This is a genomic window from Paenibacillus sp. J22R56 (genome assembly GCF_056269375.1).
Map to the genome: position 1 here is coordinate 145,828 of NZ_JBWDNV010000004.1, position 20,004 is coordinate 165,831.

Annotated in this window: 22 protein-coding genes and 2 pseudogenes; 19 read left to right on the forward strand and 5 right to left on the reverse strand. The window is 47.3% G+C overall.

The genetic code is table 11. The features are described from left to right. Window positions 1-106: 106 nt before the first annotated feature. Both AC0YNT_RS11375 and AC0YNT_RS11380 read left to right on the forward strand, forming a co-directional pair. Window positions 107-692, forward strand: a pseudogene (locus tag AC0YNT_RS11375) (RNA 2'-phosphotransferase). After that, window positions 685-1,469 (forward strand): annotated as a pseudogene (locus tag AC0YNT_RS11380) (TatD family hydrolase). Before AC0YNT_RS11375 ends, AC0YNT_RS11380 begins: the two co-directional pseudogenes overlap by 8 nt. Window positions 1,470-1,513: 44 nt before the next feature. On the opposite strand, the gene AC0YNT_RS11385 reads toward AC0YNT_RS11380, so the two are convergent. Beyond that, a complete protein-coding gene (locus AC0YNT_RS11385) occupies window positions 1,514-1,801 on the reverse strand; it encodes a hypothetical protein (protein ID WP_475804667.1) in 288 nt (95 codons plus the stop codon). A 122-nt stretch (window positions 1,802-1,923) separates the two neighbouring features. On the opposite strand from AC0YNT_RS11385, the gene AC0YNT_RS11390 reads away from it, so the two are divergent. From AC0YNT_RS11390 to AC0YNT_RS11445, 12 genes are all read left to right on the forward strand, one after another. Continuing rightward, a complete protein-coding gene (locus tag AC0YNT_RS11390; protein ID WP_475804668.1) occupies window positions 1,924-2,418 on the forward strand; it encodes a hypothetical protein in 495 nt (164 codons plus the stop codon). 54 nt (window positions 2,419-2,472) lie between these two features. Next, on the forward strand, window positions 2,473-3,228 hold the full coding sequence (locus AC0YNT_RS11395; protein ID WP_475804669.1) for a helix-turn-helix transcriptional regulator: 756 nt from the start codon (window positions 2,473-2,475) through the stop codon (window positions 3,226-3,228). A 90-nt stretch (window positions 3,229-3,318) separates the two neighbouring features. After that, window positions 3,319-4,269, forward strand: coding sequence for a nucleoside hydrolase (locus AC0YNT_RS11400; RefSeq protein ID WP_475804670.1), 951 nt, complete (start codon window positions 3,319-3,321; stop codon window positions 4,267-4,269). A gap of 3 nt (window positions 4,270-4,272) precedes the next feature. Next, window positions 4,273-5,364, forward strand: a complete 1,092-nt coding sequence (locus AC0YNT_RS11405) for a Gfo/Idh/MocA family protein (RefSeq protein ID WP_475804671.1) — start codon at window positions 4,273-4,275, stop codon at window positions 5,362-5,364. Between the two features lie 92 nt (window positions 5,365-5,456). After that, window positions 5,457-7,226, forward strand: a complete 1,770-nt coding sequence (locus tag AC0YNT_RS11410) for a sensor histidine kinase (protein ID WP_475804672.1) — start codon at window positions 5,457-5,459, stop codon at window positions 7,224-7,226. Further along, entirely contained in the window at window positions 7,201-7,977 is a 777-nt protein-coding gene (locus tag AC0YNT_RS11415; protein ID WP_475804673.1) for a response regulator transcription factor, read from the forward strand. The genes AC0YNT_RS11410 and AC0YNT_RS11415 overlap by 26 nt, the downstream gene beginning before the upstream one ends. Window positions 7,978-8,165: 188 nt before the next feature. Next, the gene (locus AC0YNT_RS11420; protein WP_475804674.1) at window positions 8,166-9,872 is read left to right on the forward strand and encodes a type 2 periplasmic-binding domain-containing protein; all 1,707 of its coding nucleotides are present in this window, start codon (window positions 8,166-8,168) and stop codon (window positions 9,870-9,872) included. A 76-nt stretch (window positions 9,873-9,948) separates the two neighbouring features. Next, window positions 9,949-10,851 (forward strand): ABC transporter permease, encoded by a 903-nt coding sequence (locus tag AC0YNT_RS11425; protein WP_475804675.1) that lies wholly within the window; start codon window positions 9,949-9,951, stop codon window positions 10,849-10,851. A gap of 19 nt (window positions 10,852-10,870) precedes the next feature. Next, window positions 10,871-11,758 carry a carbohydrate ABC transporter permease gene (locus AC0YNT_RS11430; RefSeq protein WP_475804676.1) on the forward strand — a complete coding sequence of 296 codons (888 nt, stop codon included), beginning with the start codon at window positions 10,871-10,873 and terminating at the stop codon, window positions 11,756-11,758. 60 nt (window positions 11,759-11,818) lie between these two features. Beyond that, on the forward strand, window positions 11,819-12,748 hold the full coding sequence (locus AC0YNT_RS11435; protein ID WP_475804677.1) for a hypothetical protein: 930 nt from the start codon (window positions 11,819-11,821) through the stop codon (window positions 12,746-12,748). A 309-nt stretch (window positions 12,749-13,057) separates the two neighbouring features. Next, on the forward strand, window positions 13,058-13,258 hold the full coding sequence (locus tag AC0YNT_RS11440) for a cold-shock protein (protein WP_012772304.1): 201 nt from the start codon (window positions 13,058-13,060) through the stop codon (window positions 13,256-13,258). Between the two features lie 81 nt (window positions 13,259-13,339). Continuing rightward, the gene (locus AC0YNT_RS11445) at window positions 13,340-13,546 is read left to right on the forward strand and encodes a cold-shock protein (protein WP_208420318.1); all 207 of its coding nucleotides are present in this window, start codon (window positions 13,340-13,342) and stop codon (window positions 13,544-13,546) included. A gap of 61 nt (window positions 13,547-13,607) precedes the next feature. On the opposite strand, the gene AC0YNT_RS11450 is transcribed toward AC0YNT_RS11445, so the two are convergent. Then, window positions 13,608-13,904, reverse strand: a complete 297-nt coding sequence (locus AC0YNT_RS11450; RefSeq protein WP_441892770.1) for a hypothetical protein — start codon at window positions 13,902-13,904, stop codon at window positions 13,608-13,610. Between the two features lie 168 nt (window positions 13,905-14,072). Between AC0YNT_RS11450 and AC0YNT_RS11455 the strand changes: the two genes are divergently transcribed. Then, entirely contained in the window at window positions 14,073-14,873 is an 801-nt protein-coding gene (locus AC0YNT_RS11455) for a (2Fe-2S)-binding protein (protein ID WP_475804678.1), read from the forward strand. A gap of 41 nt (window positions 14,874-14,914) precedes the next feature. Here the strand turns inward: AC0YNT_RS11455 and AC0YNT_RS11460 are convergent, their stop codons facing one another. After that, on the reverse strand, window positions 14,915-15,415 hold the full coding sequence (locus AC0YNT_RS11460; protein WP_475804679.1) for a substrate-binding domain-containing protein: 501 nt from the start codon (window positions 15,413-15,415) through the stop codon (window positions 14,915-14,917). Then, complete coding sequence (locus AC0YNT_RS11465) at window positions 15,409-15,804, reverse strand: LysR family transcriptional regulator (RefSeq protein ID WP_475804680.1); 396 nt, start codon at window positions 15,802-15,804, stop codon at window positions 15,409-15,411. Before AC0YNT_RS11465 ends, AC0YNT_RS11460 begins: the two co-directional genes overlap by 7 nt. Before the next feature lie 23 nt (window positions 15,805-15,827). On the opposite strand from AC0YNT_RS11465, the gene AC0YNT_RS11470 reads away from it, so the two are divergent. The 3 genes from AC0YNT_RS11470 (at window position 15,828) to AC0YNT_RS11480 (ending at window position 17,358) form a co-directional block, all read left to right on the forward strand. Then, on the forward strand, window positions 15,828-16,223 hold the full coding sequence (locus AC0YNT_RS11470) for an SDR family NAD(P)-dependent oxidoreductase (RefSeq protein ID WP_475804946.1): 396 nt from the start codon (window positions 15,828-15,830) through the stop codon (window positions 16,221-16,223). 37 nt (window positions 16,224-16,260) lie between these two features. Further along, window positions 16,261-17,004: an SDR family NAD(P)-dependent oxidoreductase gene (locus tag AC0YNT_RS11475; RefSeq protein WP_475804681.1), complete on the forward strand. Its 744-nt coding sequence runs from the start codon at window positions 16,261-16,263 to the stop codon at window positions 17,002-17,004. Window positions 17,005-17,073: 69 nt separating this feature from the next. Next, window positions 17,074-17,358 carry a hypothetical protein gene (locus tag AC0YNT_RS11480; RefSeq protein WP_441892776.1) on the forward strand — a complete coding sequence of 95 codons (285 nt, stop codon included), beginning with the start codon at window positions 17,074-17,076 and terminating at the stop codon, window positions 17,356-17,358. A gap of 57 nt (window positions 17,359-17,415) precedes the next feature. Here the strand turns inward: AC0YNT_RS11480 and AC0YNT_RS11485 are convergent, their stop codons facing one another. Continuing rightward, on the reverse strand, window positions 17,416-18,654 hold the full coding sequence (locus tag AC0YNT_RS11485; RefSeq protein WP_475804682.1) for a YibE/F family protein: 1,239 nt from the start codon (window positions 18,652-18,654) through the stop codon (window positions 17,416-17,418). A 166-nt stretch (window positions 18,655-18,820) separates the two neighbouring features. On the opposite strand from AC0YNT_RS11485, the gene AC0YNT_RS11490 reads away from it, so the two are divergent. Further along, a complete protein-coding gene (locus AC0YNT_RS11490) occupies window positions 18,821-19,930 on the forward strand; it encodes a HupE/UreJ family protein (RefSeq protein ID WP_475804683.1) in 1,110 nt (369 codons plus the stop codon). Window positions 19,931-20,004 lie beyond the last annotated feature (74 nt).

The following is a 20,004-nucleotide window of genomic DNA, read 5'->3' on the forward strand; positions in this document are numbered from 1 at the left end:
GCGAACATTCCGGTAAATACAATTAATCCCGCCTACTGCAGCATGGTAGAAGCTATAATCAAATTAATGGAAATTAAAGTGAATTGAAGAAGGTGAAATGAAAACCATGCTAATACAAGTGATGGAAGAAAGCTTAAGTAAACTAATGACTAAGATACTAAGGCATACACCGCAGGATTTTGGTATTGTGCTGGATCCTGAGGACGGTTCATGTTCAATACGTACTTTATTTAGAAGCTATACAGGCTCAGCCCAAATGGGCGAGCATTATAGTAGATGATATTGAGCAGGTAGTACGTAACTCGGAAAAGCAGCGTTTTGCAATTGAGGGTGAGCGCATAAGGGCAAGGTATGGTCATAGTCATGAAAGAGTGCAATATGCGACCGGAGAACCTCCTGCCATTCTATATCACGGTACGAATAAGAAAGCTCTTGCCTCTATATTAATGGAAGGGCTGAATCCGATACACCGGCAGTATGTTCATTTGTCGGAGAGCACAAATTTTGCTACGCTCGCGGGAAGCCGTAGGGGAGAGTTAGTCTTATTAAAGATCGATACATTAAATGCGAAGCGATTGGGTATCGATTTTTATTTTGCTGGCAACGAAGTATGGCTGGCTGATCGAGTACCGCCCGAGTGTTGCTCGGTTATGCTATCCAACGATGAAGAGGAGCATACAAATCATGAGTGATTCAATTATAGATATCGGCGTTAATTTGATGCATCGTTCCTTTCATCAGGATCGTGATCAAGTCGTTGTAAGAGCATTAGAGAACAACGTTACACCATTTATCATTACAGGGACGAGCCTCAGAAACAGCATAGACGCAGCCAGCTATGCTAGGCAGAATTCCAAAAAGCTATACTCCACAGCAGGAGTGTATCCCCATGATGCGAAGAACTGTAATGAAGAAACAATCACGAAGTTACAGGAATTAGCGATGCAGCCGCAGGTTGTTTCGATTGGGGAATGTGGCTGGACTATAACCGAGATTTCTCGCCGAGAGATGTGCAGCGGAAGTGGTTTGGCGAACAAATTCGTTTGGCGCAGGATCTTGGTATGCCATTGTTTCTCCATGAACGGGAAGCGTTTGGAGATTTTATAGGGATGCTTAAGGATCATGCCGTGCAAAAAGCAGTCGTTCATTGTTTTACCGGTACTCAGTCTGAGTTGAAAGCCTATCTGGAGATGGGATACCATATTGGAATTACAGGATGGATTTGTGACGAACGGAGAGGCAAGCATCTCCGAGAGCTCGTACAAATGATTCCACTTGATCGGCTTATGATTGAGACGGATGCACCGTTCCTGACTCCTCGGGATCTGAAAACAAAACCAGCGGATGGACGGAATGAGCCTGCAATTCTGCCGCATATTTTGCAAGCGGTAGCTCATTGCATAGGTAAACCGGAGGAAGAGGTAGCTAAAGCCACAACGCAGACGGCAAAAGAGTTTTTCCGTATCTAATGAAAAAACACAAGCGCCGGGCTTCCCTTGACCGACGCTTGTGCTTATTTTCTTCTATATTGCTTTGCCCAGTCGTTGATGACTTCGGCTCGAGTCATAGCTTGATCGCGTGGGCAGTCGGATGTCTCCCATTCGAGAATGGCTTGTTGCTTGGTTTTGTAAAAACGGTAATCGCAAATATTCCAGGAACAATACAGCTTTCGATACCACTTGCCATTCTGAACGTCATCGGTAAAGCGGCGTACTGCTTTGGCTGCTATTCGTTTAGCCCAGATTGAATTTGGTGTAGTCTGTTCGGTCCATGCTGGTGATTTTTTAAAACTTTTGCTCATTGCTCTCTAACCTCCTTGGGGGAAGCTAGAGCCCGTCTAATATTTTCATTGTTCACCTCAATCTGAAGTTAGCTGTGCATATATAAACGCTGTCGATCGAAAAAGGTTTCTTCTATAGAAAGGTGGTTAATCCTATAAAATATTTTAAATCCAGTTTGTGGTCAGCGATAAATTCATCCCATCCAGAAGAGCAAGAGAGAGCGGAAGCAGAGTGGAGGGAGAACGATAAACAATACTGGGCAGAGTACTTGAAGCTGGAAGACAGGCTGGACAAAGGACTCTTTGAGTTCTTCCGTACATTCAGTTTCCATGATTATCATCTGAAGGAATACAAGCTCATGCAATCTGAGGTTCATTACGAGAAGCTCGTGGATTTGTATATCACGGTGTCAGGCGGTGCCCAAGATGAATGGACACTGATATACAACAATATCAGTAGAGTTGGCATCACTATTGAGCCACCTGATCTGCTGGATCGCAGGGGCTTTGACGATTGGGGCTACGATGAGCTGCTAATTGTAGGCGAAAAGACGCTCTCACACGAGATCCTCTTTGCTTCGGGGGCCGAATTACTTGTGCATTTTCCGGACAAAGGATTAACGGTGAAGCAGAATTAATTCTCTCTTTTTTGCTATACTGTGACTAACTTCCGAATACAAGGAGGAACCCTCATGAACTGCTCCTTTGATTTTCTGTATCATTTTGTCCGGGAGGCGGACAGCTTTATCGACTTCCATACGCATGCCAGTTATGAGGTGGTTTATTACATCAGTGGCAGCGGCACGACGCAAATCGGTAAATCCGTCTATGAATATGCACCGGGAACGTTTACGATCATCCCCCCTCACACGAAGCATAATGAATACCGCCATACCGAAAGCGAAGTGTTATTCGCCTGCTTCTCCTACGATAACGCCATGTTTAACCTCATTAACGGACTGTATTCCGACCATGACTGCAAGCTGGAGCAGCTGCTTCGGGCGATGCAGGAGGAGCTTGGCAGCAAGCGCAATTATTATCATCTCACGCTGCATGGCCTTCTTTGCCAGGCAATTGCGGAGATTGGCCGGTTGGTGGAACCGACGGACAGTGCTGGAACAACTAACGATAAAGTTAACTATGCTAAAAACTTTCTGGAGCAGTATGCCTCTGAATCCATTGATCTACAGGCGATCGCTCGCAGCTTGGGGTACAGCTATGACCATTTCCGTCATTTCTTCAAAAGGGAGACCGGCTATTCGCCTAACCAGTTTGTGATACGGAAGCGGGTGGAAAATGCTAAGGCGTTACTCCTTCACTCTGAGAAGTCGATGATTGAGATTGCGCATGAATGCGGGTTTAGCAATGCCCCGCAGTTCAGTATGTTGTTCAGCAAGCATACGGGACTATCTCCGCGAGCTTTTCGAATGGATAGCCAATTCGTATAAGAAACTAGCCGAATTCGGCTAGTTTCAACTAGCGTCTCTATTTATGATGAGGATAGATATCCTATTCTTAAGCAAAATGGAGTGAATGCCATGAACTATCCTGTCATTTCTGATTCCCTGCGTTTAAGCCGACTTGCGCCTCCAACAGGCCAAGTACGTGCTGTACTTGATACTGATACATTTAACGAGATTGATGATCAATTCGCCCTTGTCTATGCACTGCTCTCGCCCGAACGAATCCAGCTTGAGGCAATCTATGCAGCGCCTTTCTGGAATGATCTGTCCGAAGGTCCGAAGGACGGCATGGAGAAGAGCTATGAAGAGATAGGTAGAATTCTGAATCGGCTTGGCCATGAGGAAGACGACTTTGTATTCCGGGGCTCGGACAGCTATTTACCGGGAGCAGCATCACCGGTAGACAGTCCGGCAGCCCGTGATCTTGTCCAAAAGGCGCTTGCTGCGCCTGATGATGAGCCGCTCTATGTGATTGCGATTGGTGCAATAACGAACATCGCATCGGCGATTCTGCTGGAACCTTCGATCATCAGCAAAATCGTTGTCGTCTGGCTAGGCGGTCATCAGCTGTCCTGGAGAGATACGAAGGAATTCAATCTGGCTCAAGATATTTATGCCTCGCGGGTGATGTTCGACAGCGGAGTGCCGCTTGTTCTTGTTCCGTGTCATGGTGTTGCTTCACATCTGATTACGACGCTGCCAGAGATTAAACATTTTGTACAAGGCCAAGGAGAGATTGGTGCTTTCCTGGCGGAACGGTACGAAGGCTGCAGTGATGATCATTACGGTTATTCCCGCGTCATCTGGGATTTATCTGCAGTCGCTTATCTTGTAGATCCATCCCTGGTTCCTGCTGATCTCGTTCACAGTCCTGTGTTGACTGACCAGGTAACGTGGAGCGTGGATTCACGCAGGCATCTGATCCGCTGCGCAAGCGCAGTACACCGCGATGGCATCTTCAAAGATCTTTTCCGTAAGCTGGAGCATGCCGCCGCTGAAACGAAGCTGCAGGAAACGGGTGCATAGACGATGGAGCAAAATCGTGTTCTGAATGTTGGAGTAATTGGACTTGGAGAGGTGGCCCAAGTCGTTCATCTGCCTGTGCTGCAGTCGCTGCCCAATCATTACCGGATTGCGGCTTTATGCGATGTTTCGCCGAAGCTGCTTCAGCATCTTGGGGAGCAGTACCGTGTAGAACATCTGTACACCGATATGAATGATCTGGTGCAGCAAGAGGATATAGACGTCGTATTTGTCCTGAACAGCGATGAGTATCATGCGGACTGCGCCATTGCTGCTGCTAATCAGAAGAAGCATGTGTTGATCGAGAAGCCGATGTGTCTGACGTTCCCTGAAGCGGATGCCATTATTAAAGCGCGGGACCGCAATGAGGTTCAAATCATGGTTGGCTACATGCGCCGTTATGCACCTGCTTTCGTCCAGGCCGTGAAGGAGATTGGCGGCATTGAACACATCGGTTATGCTCGAATAAGGGACATTATTGGACCGAACAGCTTTTTCGTCCGTCAGAGCAGTCATACGGTGATGTTTAATGACATTCCGGAGCCAAACAAAGCTGATCGCAAGCTGCGCGCAGAACGGTTGGGACAAGAAGCAACCGGGCTAACGCCGGATGATCCCTTATTTGGTTTTTACCGATTCCTTGCGGGGCTTGGCAGTCATGATTTGTCCGCGATGCGGGAAGCGATTGGCATGCCGAAATCGGTTATCGGGGCGAAGCTGGCGATGCAGCCGGAGAGCATGTTTTTGAATGTGATTTTCGACTATGGGACTTTCTCGGTAACTTATGAGACCGGGAGCGACCAGCAAGGCCGATTTGATGCACATGTAGAAGTGTACGGCAGCCACAAGTCAGTGAAGGTGCAATACGATACGCCTTATATCCGTCACCTGCCGACGAAGCTTTATATAGAAGAGACGGATGGCGAAGCCTTCAAGGAGACGGTCATCCGACCAACTTATACCGACCCTTATACGCATGAACTCAAAGCCTTGCATGAGGTAATCGTGCATAACGGTCAGCTTAAGACAACACCGGAGGATGCAAGAGAGGACCTCGTATTATTTCAAATGATTATGGAAGCGCTACAGCGAACATAGGTAGATAAGAAGGACCGGCATGTCACTTTCATAAAAGGACAATGCCGGTCCTTTTCTGTTTGCAGCGGAAGGAATAGACAGGAGGGAAAGACGTGCGCGCCAAAAAATCTTACTCGCTCAAGAAGCGGGCGTATTTTTTTCTTATCTTAAGCTCGTTAATACCACTTTCCCTGATTGGCTATATTTCGTACATCTCACTCTATTCCCTTCACAACGAGAATATCGACGACGGCATACGCAGCAATGTGAAGCAGCTCCAGATCAGCATGAATAATGTGTTCAACAATTTGGAGGATGCGGCGCTTCAGCTTGCCATGTATAACGGCAAAGTGGCTGATGATATCGAAACCTTCATGAATACGGATGACTTTATGACCAAGTATGAGATGAAAAAGGCGGTTATCGACAACATCTCTCCGATTAACGCAGCCAAGCCGGATCTTGGCCTTATTTTCTTCTATTATGCGAATAAGAACCAGGTGCTGTTCGAGAACCAGAGCGTCAAGGAATCATTTAGTCCGAAGATCCTTCCTGAACTAGGGAGCGGCATTAATGCTGCGTATTATGGGCCGCATGAGACGGGGCGTGCCGCGGGAGATTCGATGGTATTCTCGATTGCACGGAAGGTGAATTTGATCGATGGGGCGGACATGTACGTCTATATGGAGACGAGCCTGAAGCTGTTCGAGGACTTGCTTCAGTCGCAGCAGTACAAGCTATCGGTCTCCAGTGTGCTTCTTAATCAGGAAGGGCGCGTCGTGTACAGTCAGCTTCAGGATCAGTTCCCGATCGGGCAGCAGATAGCAGTGAACAAGCTGAATGCAATGGGCAAGTCGGCGACGATCAAGCAAGGCTATTATGTCTACTCCCAGCAAGGAGAGCAAGGCTGGTACATCTTAGCGGCTGTGAATAAACAAGAATACAGCGCCGATGTGTACCAATGGATGAGCAAGTTCGTGCTGCTGTCGCTGCTGTCTATCTTGATTAGCCTGCTGCTTGGGTTCTCAATCTGGCGGATTGTGTACAAGCCGCTCCGAATGATTAATAAGGAAATTCTGCTCGTGACGCGCAGCAAATTTAATACAAAAACAAAAACAACGGGTATCGTCGAGTTCGACGGCGTGCTCGAGCAATTTTATATGATGAGGGGCAGACTGTCTGAACTGTTCAAGGAACTGGAGGAGAAGGAACGGAAGAAAAGAATTGTGGAAGTCGAGAAGCTGATGCATCAGATCAACCCGCATTTTTTGCATAACACCTTGAACACGGTGCAATGGCTGGCGCGAATGAACGGACAGGATGAAATCGACCGGCTGGTCGCTTTGTTCACCCGTGTACTGCATTATAATCTCGGCAAGGAAGGCGGAATCGTCCAACTGAGCGAGGAGATTGCCGTCCTCCAGGATTATATCGATCTGCAGCGTATTCGGTACGCCTATCATTTTGATGTACAGCTTCAAGTTGACCGGGATCTCTCGGGTGTTCAAGTTCCGCGCTTTATTATGCAGCCAATCGTGGAGAATGCCATCTATCATGGGCTGAAGGATGAGAGCGGCTGTATTCGTATCGACGTGTATCAAGAGGACGGCTTCCTCATGATCGTGGTGAAGGATAACGGGGAGGGAATGAGTGAAGAGGATATTAGGCGATTGCTCGCGGAGCAGTCAGATGCGCATAAGAAAGTTGGAATGGGTATTGGACTGAGCTATGTCAAACATATGCTCGATGTCTACTACGGCGATGTGGCTTCGATGAACATTATTGGCATGAAAGGAAGCGGCACAACATTTGAGCTGCGAATTCCAATATACCGACCTTTAAAAAAGGAGGCGCCTAATGATCCATACGTTAATTTTGGATGACGAGATATACGCTAGAAAAGGCTTAATTTCCGTTCTGCCCTGGGAAAAGCATGGATTCAAAGTCATTGGTGAAGCAAGCAGCGGGGAAAAGGCATTGGAATTCCTTCGGAATCATGCAACGGATGTTGTCTTTACCGATCTGACCATGCCTGGCATGTCGGGCTTTGAATTCATGAAGGAGGCGCTGAAGGAGCATCGCGATTTGAAGGCGGTTGTATTGACCTGCCATCAGGATTTCGGCTGTATTCAAGATGCATTACGTCTTGGCGCGATTGATTATATTGTGAAGACTCAGCTCGAGAAGGAGAAGCTGGAAGAGGTCATGGAGCGGATTGCAGCAAGAGTGAAGCATGGCAGCCGTCTAAGTCATCTTGACAGGCTCCCCGATCAGAGCAACGAAGCTCGCAAGAAATATTCGGACGAAGTGGTCGGAAGTATCCGTCAGTCGGTGAAGTTCATTAACGATCATCTGCTGGAGGGTATCCATCAGGAGGAGGCGGCCCGGGCGGCCAATATGAGCAGAGGCTACTTCAGCATCTGCTTCAAGGATATTGTCGGTACGCCGTTTGTTGATTATGTCCGCAGTCTTAAGATTACGAAAGCAGAGGAGCTGCTTCTTCAGACGACCAAACCCGTCTATTGGGTGGCCGACCAGCTTGGCTTCCAGGATGAGAAATACTTCAGCAAATTATTCCGCGAGCAGATCGGCATAACGCCGACTGAATATCGAGAGCGCGGAGGCAGGCCATGAATGAAGCTGGCGTAGCGGCGGGCAGGGGAGAATTTTATTCTGACATAGTAGGATAATTGTCATCTGTCTGATCGTTTTCGGCTATATTTTCCCCCGCATCCAATGATCGTTGTCTATCTCTTGCTAGAAATGTAAGCGCTTATAATTAGGGTGTGAAACGCCATAATGGTTCCAAAAGGGGGATTAAGGTGAAACGGACATTCAAAGCAGGAGTATCAACTTCGCTGCTCGTGGCACTGATGTTGTCTGCGGCTGCATGCAGCAACTCGGACAATCAGGGAAGCGGAGAGTCGCCCAAGAACACGGCAGCCAATAATGCAGCCGCGACGGCAACACCAGCACCAGCTGAGCAGCCGGATCCTTACAGTAAGATGCCGGAATTGGTTGAGTTTACGACTGGTAATACGGTATCGACAGAGGCGAACATGCCGGCAGGAGAGAGCTTTGAGAACAATGATGTGCAAAAATGGTTCTTAGACAATCTGAATGTGAAGCCGAAGCTGGCATGGACAACAAGTGACCAGAACTTTGCATTTGAGCAAAAAGTTAATCTGCTGATCGCTGCCAATACCATCCCCGACGTTCTGACGATTAGCGTAGAGCCAAATGGCCTGAACATTCTCAGCAAGCTGGTGAAAGCGGGCATGGTGGAGGACCTGACACAGGTCTATAACGATTATGCTTCACCTTATTTGAAAGAAAGTATGAAGCTGGGCGGCGACGATGTGTTTGATCCGGTAACCTTCGACGGTAAGATGTACGCCATCCCTTCCTTATCGGATATCGAAACGGCAATTCCAGTCGTATGGACGCGCAAAGACTGGCTGGATCAAGCAGGGCTACAGGAGCCGCAGACACTTGACGATGTGGAGAATGCGTTAAAAGCTTTCAAAGCGATGGGCAAGTCGGGCCAACTTCCAACCCAGCAAAATATCTACAATTCAGATACGGCTTCGTTCGACTTTGTATTTGGTGCTTATAACTCCTATCCTGGTCAATGGATAAAAGGGGATGACGGCAGTATCGTATACGGCTCGACTCAGCCTCAAGTGAAGGAAGCGCTGGCCCGACTGGCCAAATGGTACAGCGAAGGTCTTGTTGCGAAAGACTTCATGATGAACGATAGCAATAAAGCGGTTGAAGCTGTTGCGAAAGGATCGGCGGGGATTTTTGACGGCTCCTGGTGGGCACCGTGGTATCCTCTGCCGGATTCGGTGAAGAACGATCATAATGCGGTGTGGCAGTCTACCGTCCTGAAGGGCCAAGACGGAATCGCGCATGCAAGAGGCTATGGCAAGATCCGTTCGTTTGTCGTCATTAAGAAGGGCTTCAAGCATCCCGAAGCGATTATGAAAGTGCTTAATGTCGCGCAGGACGCCAACGCGAAGAAGCTCGATTGGTACAACAAGCTTACCTTCGACGCAGGCGGCAAATATACCGATGCGAAGATGGCGCTGCTTCCGGTATCGATAAGTGCGAAAGACCCGCATGAAATTTCGAATCGCTACAAAGACATTATGGCTGTATTAAATGGAGAGAAGGACGTCAGTACAGCTGAGCCGGAGACACAAGCACAGGTTAAGACAATTCAGACGTATCAAGCGGCAGCAGATCCATTCGCTGATATGGCACTCTGGAGCGGGGCAAATAATTTCTATGTAGGTGCTGCCGGACTCGCCAAAAATCCGGTTCAACAGACGCTGCCAGCGTTTATCGGAACAACCGATTTGATGCAGAAAAAGAAGACGTCCCTCGATGATATGGAGAAGCAGACCTTCCTCGAGATTATTACCGGCAAGAAGTCGATTGATGACTTCGATAGCTTCGTTACGAAGTGGAAGAGCATGGGCGGCGATGAGATTACGGCTGAAGTGAACACAATCGCCAGCAAATAATAGTCATTCAAACAGGTGCTGGGCGAATCGCTCATCATGCTCAGCACTTGTTTGGTACGAATAGAGGTGGAACCAATTGCCAAAGCCAACGCGCAATAAAGAAGTGATCCACTATCATATCATGCTGTTTCCCGTCATTGTGTTTCTGGTCGTATTCAGTATCTATCCGACGCTAGGCTCGGTTATGGCGTTCAAGAGCTTTGATCCGATTAAAGGAATCTGGGGCTCACCTTGGGTTGGGCTGGACAATTTCAAAAGCTTGTTCGAGATTCCAGACTTCAAACGTATAACCGTCAATACGATTACGATTTCGGTCGTGAAGATCGTATTAAACGTTTCCTGTGCGCTTGCGTTTGCCTTGCTGCTGAATGAGACGAGAGTGAGATGGTTCAAGCGTTCGGTACAGACCGTTGTCTACTTGCCTTTCTTCCTGTCGTGGGTCATCATGGCCGGTATTTTCAAAGACTTCTTCTCCGTAGAGGGCTTAATCAATGGACTCATTGGGCGTTTATCCGACAACGAGCCGATATTGTTCTTCACGAGCAAGTCATGGTTCATGATTATTATTTATTTAACCGACGTATGGAAAGGCTTCGGATTTAACGCGATCGTCTTTCTAGCGGCATTAACAAGTATTAACCCAAGTCTTTATGAAGCGGCCGAGGTAGATGGGGCAACCAGATGGAGCAAATTGACGCACATCACGCTGCCAAGTATAAGACCAACCATCGTCCTGATCTTAATCTTGAGTCTGCAGGGCATATTGAGCGGCGGCTTTGACCAGATCTTTAACCTTTATAATCCGCTCGTTTATTCGGTTTCGGATATTTACGATACGTATATTTATCGGATGGGATTCCAGAACAACCAATATGAATTTGCTACTGCTGTTGGGCTGTTCAGATCAGCAGTTGCCTTTATATTTATATTCTTCTCGCAATGGCTGGCAGAGAAATACGGCGATTATAAGGTGTTCTAGAAGGACGGGGTGAACGTTCATGCTGACAATCAAAAAAACGAAGCAGGATTATATAACAGATACCGTCATTTACTTGATCTTGATTCTACTGGCTGTCACGACACTAATCCCGCTGTTAAATATTTTCGCCGTATCGCTCAGTGACAGCGCGAAGGCTACAGCAGGGCTTGTGACGGTCTATCCTTTAGGCCTTAATATGACGACGTACACGACAATATTCAAAGATCATGCGATCTTGACCGCGATAGGTGTGTCGTTCAAACGGGTTGTACTTGCATTAATTGTAGATATGGTTCTGGTTGTGCTTGCGGCATACCCGTTATCCAGAAGCAGCAAAGCATTTCCTTTCCGCGGTGTCTACATGTGGATTGTAGTTGGAACGATGCTGTTTGGGCCAAGTATGATTCCGATGTTTTTCACGGTAAAAGATCTGCATCTGCTGGGGACCATATGGGCGCTTGTCCTTCCAGGTGCTGTCGGTCAGTTCTATATCATTCTCACGATCAACTATTTCCGGTCCCTTCCTTCCGAATTGGATGAATCGGCGAGCATTGATGGGGCGAGCCCTTGGCGCAGACTTCTGCAAATTTATATTCCGTTATCTAAGCCGATTATCGCGACTATAGCGTTGTTCGTTGTTGTTAACAACTGGAATGCGTATTACGACGGTCTTATTTACTCTATTAATACGGACGATTATCCGCTGCAGACGTATATTCAACAGCTGGTCGTCAACCTGGATATGTCGATTCGTGATGTGGATCAGGTGAAAAGCCTGCTTTCCGTATCCAATCGTAGCTTAACGGCAGCGAAGCTTGTCATTACGATGGTGCCGATTCTGCTGATCTATCCGTTCATGCAGAAATACTTTATCAGCGGCATTATGATCGGTTCGGTGAAAGAGTAACAGCTTCTTCTTTATATAGAAGGAATGTATCAAACATAAATGAATAAGGGAGTGCTTAACATGCCGAAAGTACTGACGAACGAGCAGGTCCAACATTTTAAAGAAAAGGGCTGGGTTAAGGTCGAGCAGGCTTATCCGAGGGAAGAAGCGCTTAAGGTACAGGATTTTCTGTGGAATGAGCTGCTGGTGAAGCATGATGTGAAACGCGATGACCCTAGAACCTGGACACAGCCTGTCATTCGTCTTGGTGATTACTACGATTCGGTAACGGATGGTTGCAATACGGATCGGTTGACGGGGGCAATTGAGGATTTGCTTGGCGAAGACAGGTGGCAGCTTGGCCGTACGAAGCATAAGGCGATGTGGGGCGGCTTCATTATTAACTTCGGACCGGAGGTGCCGGGCGGCTGGCATTATGACGGCAGTCACTTCCGCCATTATCTGGACAGCTGGGAGCAAGGACTCCTTCTTGTCTGCTTGTTTTCGGATGTGCGAAAAGGCGGCTCGGGCACATTAGTGGCAGAAGGCTCGCATCATATTGTAGCGAAGATGCTGGAGCAGCATCCGAAAGGCCTTGGTCTTGGAGAAGCGATTGGGGAATGCAACAAGCACCCATGGCTGGAAAAGCTTGTAGCAAGTCATAAGGCATCTGAGAACAAAGCTGGCGCCAGCTTGCAGGAGAAGAAGGAATACCTCACAGCGTTTATGGATTCTGCTTACGAAGATCCAGAAGGGTATTCACTTCGTGTCGTAGAAACGACAGGTGGACCAGGGGATATTGTCATCTGCCATCCGTTTCTGTATCACGCTCCTTCCAATAATGAGCTTGGGGTGCCGCGCTTTATGTGCAACCGGGTAGCTCCGACCAAGGAGCGAATGAAGCTGAACCGCGAGAATCCAGCTGATTATTCGGTCGTAGAGCAGATGATCCGTTCATCCCTTGGACTTAATGATGACGATGAATGCACTTGGGCGAGAAGGGAATTATAAAGATAAGCCGGGAGGGAGAGCAGGAGAGGAGTCTTGCTCTTCCTTTAAGGCTTTGGAAAATGCAGCTCAGAATGGGGTTCCAAGTGGATGATGTTCGCCATAAAAAAATTTTTTCCTAATGGGACCCATTGGTATTAGCTATTTCCATTTGGATGTGGTACAATGTGTTTATAAACGTGACCTGAATTCACATCTCGTAGAGGGTTATTTTTACGAAATGAAATAATCTTGTACGATATGTGAATTTTTTATTTGTTAGTTCAAAGAATAAGAATGTCATGTAAATCATATATAAGGTGGTAATTACAAATGGAACAAGGTACAGTAAAATGGTTTAACGCAGAAAAAGGTTTTGGCTTTATCGAAGTTGAAGGCGGCAACGATGTATTCGTACATTTCAGCGCTATTCAAGGCGACGGTTTCAAATCGTTGGACGAAGGTCAACGCGTTGAATTCAACATCGTTCAAGGCAACCGTGGTCCACAAGCAGAAAACGTTGTAAAACTGTAGTATTGCTGAAGAATGCCCCGAACTTCCGGTTTGGGGCTTTTTTTCATTGCCATTACAGATTAGAAGAAAAGAGGGATTATATTGTATTCTCGGAAAAAAACGGTCGAAGAACTGCCTACTGAGCTAACAGTGGTATGGTCATGCTCGAGTGAGCAATGCAAGGGATGGATGAGAGATAATTTCTCACTGTCCGAAGCTCCCGTATGCTTCCTGTGCCAATCCCCTATGATCAAAGAAGAAAGAATGCTGGCTGTTGTTGATAATACAAGCTACAGTCAACGCAAATAGATGCCCATTAGCAGGCTGAACAAGAGGAAGCATCTCCTATGAGGTGCTTTTTTTTGCGTTCTCATGTTCTTGCCGCACTTCTCCCTACCCCCACAACTATCCGAGCTAATCCATAAATCATCAAGTATCCCGTACTGATGATAAAAGTTGGCGATTCCAGCACGGAATGAATCTCTGTCATATACACAGTGTTGTCCATAATCGTCCGAGTTGCTGCTGTTGCTATGACAGTGGAAGCGAGGAAAATCGCGATTGCGGCCAGGCTGCTGAGCAATTTCCTGCCCGTCTCACTCCGATAACTGATCCAGCCGACAAGGATGGCAGCTATTGCGAGCCCTGCTCCAATGATAATACTCATCTCATTCACCTCTTCCTTACAGCTTTAGGCAAAAGTGTCTATCTTATGCGGATTAAATTGACAGTGAGTATGAGAATCTTTATCATATTAGAGGACTAAATACATAGAATAAATAGGTGTAATACGGGCCTAAGGTCCATGCGATAAATGAAATGGAGGTCGGAGACGTTGTTCGATTGGACGATCGTGAAGATGTATTACCATATTTCGCCTGAAGGGGCAGAGCATCCGATGTATGAGATTCCGGCAACGAGCTTCTTTGATCCGGCCATCCTGCAAGAGGCGCTTCGAATAAGTGGAGAGACAGTACAGGCAAACTCGAAAGCGCTGCCAGCTTCTTTTATCGGAACATCGGTATGTAAAGTGAGTATCGTTCAGCTGTTATTCGTTTCGATGTACAATCGCTTACTGGATATGTACCCGGATAATATCAACTACCAGGTGGAAATGCATGATGATCATGCCCATCTTGGTTATAAAATAAAAGAACTCCGCTCTGTGGCGGTTCCAACCGAACCGGATGAGCACAAGGCTTTCCTGCTCCAGCATTGGGAGGAGTATTTCACTAATTTTGTTACACCTGCGGTGGAGCTGATCGCTGCAGCTGGCGATTTGAAACCGGATGCGATCTGGCAGCAGTTCAGCGGTCATCTGAAGATGACGCAGGACTTCATCGCCGAGCACATGAATATGCCTCAGCTCACGGAGCAATTCTTGGCAGACGGCAAGCTGCTGACGGAATTCCTGGACCCAGCCTTGTTCAACCGCAGACGGAATCCTTATGTCCTGCAGAATCCCCGTTATGTGGAGAATCCGTATAAGCCGGAGGAGAAGTGGCTGATGCATTCCTCCTGCTGCATGTATGACCGCCGTGAGAACGGGACGAAATGCTACACCTGCCCGCGTATGACAAGCGAAGAGCGGGAAGAGCGGAAATGCGAAATTCTTGCGACTGCCGCCGTGCACTAATTCTCCATATACCAAATTAGCACGAAGAAGGAGTATCTCGATCATGAGATGCTCTTTTTATTTGCCGCTATCCTAGTTGTATCTTGAGCCGATTTATTCTTTGCCCTAACCCAGCCAAGCGGCACTGGGGAGTCTCCCGGGTGACGGATATTTATTATTCTAAAATCCTCGAGGTAAGGCTCATCACGGTTCATGAAGGTGAAGTCTACGCCTAATGTGATGGCCATCTCTTCGCGTAAGGCTTGTCTAACGGCAGAAGTATTATTGGTTGTAAACATGATATTCATTGGGCCGTATTGGTTGGCGAGACGATCGACGTACCAACTGATGTAGTCCTCCTTATAGAGGGCAAGCGGATAGCGCTGCAGATCCTCAGGGGTAATATATTCCCGCAAGGCGAGCGAACTGCTTTGGCTCACGCAGCAGAGCATAGACGTATCGACGACCTTCGTGAAGACGAAGTCGTAAACACGGGTTTCCAAATCCTCGTATAAAATAATCAGTCCCAGATCAATTTTATCCTGATGAATGCTGTTCAGCATATCGAGTGATTGGTCTCCTCGATCACTACCCTCACATTCGGATAGTTCTGCTTGAATGCGGCAATCGTCTTGACCAGCAGAGACATTGGTCCGGGTATTGTAGCGATACGAAGCTCACCGCTGATCGTATTGGTGAAGCTTTGTGCTTCCTCTCTCAGCTCTTTCACCTTCTCGATAATTACACTTATTTTATCAATAAGAATATTGCCTTCAGCAGTCGGGAAGGTGCCATGCCGGGAACGGGTGAACAGCTTTACACCAAGCTCACTCTCCAAATGCGTAATGGATTGGCTGATGGCAGGCAGTGTGACATGCAGATTGTTCGAAGCTGCAGAGATCGATTTAACCTTAGCGACCTCCAGGATATATTCCAGCTGATCAATATTCATTAGTGTTGTTCCTTCATTATTATATGAAGCATGTCATTCCGGTGATGCTGAAGCAGCAGAGAGGCTCCGTTATTAACGCCTCGTCTATCGTTGGTATTGGTGGTTCGCCGAGCCATGTACTGTATGCTGCAAGCAAGGGTGCAGTGCGGACGATGAGCAAGGATGCAGCGATGGAATTTGCCACTCAAGGAGTTCGTGTCAATTCCATTCATCCGGGGTACATTAATACGGCTATGGTCGATTATGCAGCGGCAGCAACGCACCGCAACAAAGAAGCGCTCGGACAAGCCGTATCACCAATGGGTCGTGTGGGAACGGTAGATGAGGTATCAAATCTCGTCTTATTCCTTGCGTCTGATGAATCGGCTTATATGACGGGGACAGAAATGGTTATCGATGGCGGGGCAATGGCTAGATAAGGTCTTATCTTTTATTTTAATAAGAGGTGGTTATCCTATGCGTTTTCAAAATAAAGTAGCAATTGTAACCGGCGGGGCAAGTGGTATTGGGGAAGCAACTGTTCGGGAATTCGCAGCAGAAGGTGCGAAAATCGTCATCGCAGATTTTTCAGACCGCGGAGCTGCAGTATCGGAAGAGCTGAACAAACAAGGTCATGATACCTTCTTCGTAAAGACGAATGTTGCTGACGAAGCCAATGTGAAGGCAATGGTTGCAGCCACCATTAAGAAATACGGCAAGCTTGACATACTTTTCGCGAATGCAGGCATCGGCGGGCAAGGTGTTACACATGAGCTGTCCACGAAGGATTGGCAGCGGATGATTGATATTAACCTGACAGGTGTATTCCTTTGTGATAAGTATGCGATTGAGCAGATGCTGAAGCAGGGCTCAGGGGGAGCGATCGTGAACTGTGGCTCGATTCACAGCCATGTGGCTCGTGGTCCGATTCCAGCTTACTCGGCTGCCAAGGGCGGCGTGAAACTGCTGACACAAAGCACTGCGATTGCTTATGCGCAGAAGGGTATTCGTGTAAATGCTATCTGCCCGGGTTATATCGAGACGCCTCTGATTGCTGGTAGCAGTGAAGAGGCACATCAATACCTCGAAAGTCTGCATCCGATGGGCCGTCTTGGCAAGCCGGAGGAGATCGCGAAGTCGGTCCTTTTCCTCGCAAGTGATGATGCGTCCTTCGTTACTGGAACAACGCTGACTGTCGATGGCGGATATACAGCGCAATAAGCAATTTTTTTGAATCTGCTCCCTGGAATGGTACAATGGTACAAACAGGTAATGGAGGGGCATAAGCAGATGAGTGAGCAGCAATTAAATGAGCAGGAATTAGTGAAATATCTCGCAGAGCGTTCGAAGGTGTCTGCGGAAACAATCAGCCTCGTGCTGAAGCATGAGGCTGCCTTTATTGATAAAGCGCAAAGCTCGGCGAAAGGGCAAGTTGTTGATATCGACAGCGATGAGCTGGTTGATTATGTACTGAAGCAGCGCGATGTGAAGCTTGATGAGATTACAATTGAGACGATCCTCGATATGGAAATGGATTATCTCGTTGAGCATGGCTTCGCCGATCAAGAGGACTAATAGGTAAAAGACGAAAAGCCATCTGCTCTTTTAGAGCGGATGGCTTTTTATTATGGCTTACATGGCCTTCTCCACATGGGGATGAGGGCTTTTTTGTCCGATATCTACAGCAGTCGTCTGCTTACGGGCAGCCATACGATCATAATACGGCATGAGCCGTGAAGACACGAAGGCCACAATTGGCGCGGTTAGAATAACGCCGATACTGCCAGTCATCCCTTGCAGGACCTCGATTGTGACGAGGTTCATATTAACAAGCTGATTAAACGGCACTTTGTAGGCATATAGGACAAGCAGTGACATGAGGGAGGAACCAGTGAAGGCAAGGATCAGTGTTGTTGCCATTGTTCCCATCATATCGCGGCCAACGTTCATGCCTGCCATAAATAGAGCCTTTGGACTAAGCTTACGGTTAGTGATATACACTTCATGGACAGCGGAGGCAATTGAAATACCAATATCCATGATTGCACCCAGCGCCGCAATCAGAACGCCAGCGAATAAGAGGCCTTGCACATGAAGTCCGGTATTATCCGCTACTAATAAGAGCGTCTCCGAGTCATTCGTATTAAATCCGTTAATGTGAAGAAGATATCCCGCCAAGGTGGCTACGCCTCCCGCTAGGATCACGCCAATCATTGTGCCGATAATGGCAGACAGCGATTTGGAGCTCCATCCGTCAAGTAATAGCAGCGTAACGATAATCGTTGTGGTGACGACAATAATGGCGGCGAGCATAGGTGAATAGCCGCGGTAGAGCATCGGCAGGAAGAGAAAGAAGATGCTCCCGAAGGTGAAGAGCAGGGCGACTGCGGACTTCAGCCCTTTTTTACCCCCGATTGCCCATAGAATCGCTAGAAAGATAGCAATCATGCCATAGAGGTAGGGAGCCCTATAGTAGTTGTAGACGGTAACGTTGTAATTAGACTCATTCGCTGTTGCGATATTGACCGTCAGCATGGTTCCGACCTTGGCATGAACGTTAAACATCGTGCTGAGGTAGTTCGTAACGGGTACTACTTCGCCTTTATGCTCGCCTGACAGAATTTTAAGCGACAGCTCCTGCGTGCCGCGGTATAGTCCATCAATATTAGGATCCTTCTCGAGTTGTTCCTTCGTAATATCGACCACGCGTGCTTTTTCATAGCGCTCATAGGCACTGCCTGTCTGTTCATTAAACGTGAACTCGTCCATAAGATTGAAACGGTAGACCGATGCTGCAAACACGATAAGTAAAAGGATGAATACACCTGCCCTGAATTTCGGCTGTGCCATCCTGCTCCACAATACGTTCACTTAAGACTCCCTCCGTGTTCCAAACAATCCGATTTGTCCTTATCATAATCATCGTTTGTTAATTAGGGATTAATTTACAATTACTTCAAGAAAGGAATACAACTCCATTAACAATTGACCTTTACGATAGGACAAGATTAGATATGTACTGGAGGTTGTTTATTCAATGAACCGCAAGTGGATTCGCCAGCTATTTGCTGCAAGTATGCTTGGATTATTGATGCTCATCGCTATTTTTGGCAACGGCACTTCCGCATCAGCCCACAGCGGCGATAGTGTTGCTTACTCCGACATACAGATGGAAGACGGATCAATCGCTTATGATCTGCGAATTGATATGTATGATCTGCGCCTCGCTGTCGCACCAAATGATCCGGATGTAGGTGACTTTTCCACCCCGGTCTTGCAGAAGTTTGTCGCGGAGCATAAGGCAGATGTAGAGACGTATCTACTTGATAAAATCAACCTGTATGCGGACAGCTTGCCGCTTGATGGAGCACTTTTGACGCTTGAAGCAACGGAGGCGCGTGACCAGCCTTATGCGGAAGCGAAGCTTCAATTTGATGTATCCTCCAAACCGGAACATTTTGTCTTGGATTACCAGCCGATCTATGAAGATGTGGACCAATGGCATATCAACTATGTCACGATGGCTCTCAAGCAGGATGGCAGTGATAAGCAAAGCTATGCCCTGAACTTTGACAACCGGGAAGTGGAACTGGGCAAGATTAGTCTGTTCCGTGCCGTGAAGCAGTTTTTTGTTCTCGGGATCGAGCATCTGATTACAGGTTATGACCATATTCTATTCGTGCTTAGTCTCTTAATTGGTGCTCGTTCCATCAAGCAGATTCTTGCGGTAGTTACCGCTTTTACTGCTGCTCATACGGTAACGCTCCTGTTGGCTGGTTTTGGGGTTATCAACTTGCCAGGTAAGCTCGTTGAATCGGTTATTGCGTTAAGTATTATCTATGTTGCTCTGAACAGCATTTTGAACAAAAATGCGAGCAAGCATAATATGTTCCTTGCCTTTGGCTTTGGTCTTATTCATGGCTGCGGGTTTGCTGCTACATTGTCGGAGATGAGACTGGACGGCGGCCAAATGGCAGCGTCGCTTCTGACGTTTAACGTGGGTATTGAATTCGGACAATTGATGATCGTACTGCTCATGTATCCGGTTGTTCATTACGCCCGTCGTATAAGGTGGACAATGCCGGCGATGTCAGCGGCGATCTCGGTATTTGGCCTGATTTGGCTCATTCAAAGAGCTTTTCTTTAATGCCGTGAGTGAATGGGGAATATGTTATTTTCATTAATCCCTTACATAATTTTACAAATAATTCACTACCAAGA

What these genes read in the sequence shown, in the direction of transcription:
- AC0YNT_RS11400 (WP_475804670.1), top strand. Translation starts at nt 3,319, where the DNA reads ATGAACTATCCTGTCATTTCTGATTCCCTGCGTTTAAGCCGACTTGCG.
- AC0YNT_RS11405 (WP_475804671.1), top strand. Translation starts at nt 4,273, where the DNA reads ATGGAGCAAAATCGTGTTCTGAATGTTGGAGTAATTGGACTTGGAGAG.
- AC0YNT_RS11480 (WP_441892776.1), top strand. Translation starts at nt 17,074, where the DNA reads ATGAGTGAGCAGCAATTAAATGAGCAGGAATTAGTGAAATATCTCGCA.
- AC0YNT_RS11385 (WP_475804667.1), bottom strand. Translation starts at nt 1,801, where the DNA reads ATGAGCAAAAGTTTTAAAAAATCACCAGCATGGACCGAACAGACTACA.
- AC0YNT_RS11490 (WP_475804683.1), top strand. Translation starts at nt 18,821, where the DNA reads ATGAACCGCAAGTGGATTCGCCAGCTATTTGCTGCAAGTATGCTTGGA.
- AC0YNT_RS11460 (WP_475804679.1), bottom strand. Translation starts at nt 15,415, where the DNA reads ATGCTGAACAGCATTCATCAGGATAAAATTGATCTGGGACTGATTATT.
- AC0YNT_RS11465 (WP_475804680.1), bottom strand. Translation starts at nt 15,804, where the DNA reads ATGAATATTGATCAGCTGGAATATATCCTGGAGGTCGCTAAGGTTAAA.
- AC0YNT_RS11415 (WP_475804673.1), top strand. Translation starts at nt 7,201, where the DNA reads ATGATCCATACGTTAATTTTGGATGACGAGATATACGCTAGAAAAGGC.
- AC0YNT_RS11475 (WP_475804681.1), top strand. Translation starts at nt 16,261, where the DNA reads ATGCGTTTTCAAAATAAAGTAGCAATTGTAACCGGCGGGGCAAGTGGT.
- AC0YNT_RS11450 (WP_441892770.1), bottom strand. Translation starts at nt 13,904, where the DNA reads ATGAGTATTATCATTGGAGCAGGGCTCGCAATAGCTGCCATCCTTGTC.
- AC0YNT_RS11440 (WP_012772304.1), top strand. Translation starts at nt 13,058, where the DNA reads ATGGAACAAGGTACAGTAAAATGGTTTAACGCAGAAAAAGGTTTTGGC.
- AC0YNT_RS11435 (WP_475804677.1), top strand. Translation starts at nt 11,819, where the DNA reads ATGCCGAAAGTACTGACGAACGAGCAGGTCCAACATTTTAAAGAAAAG.
- AC0YNT_RS11430 (WP_475804676.1), top strand. Translation starts at nt 10,871, where the DNA reads ATGCTGACAATCAAAAAAACGAAGCAGGATTATATAACAGATACCGTC.
- AC0YNT_RS11470 (WP_475804946.1), top strand. Translation starts at nt 15,828, where the DNA reads ATGAAGCATGTCATTCCGGTGATGCTGAAGCAGCAGAGAGGCTCCGTT.
- AC0YNT_RS11395 (WP_475804669.1), top strand. Translation starts at nt 2,473, where the DNA reads ATGAACTGCTCCTTTGATTTTCTGTATCATTTTGTCCGGGAGGCGGAC.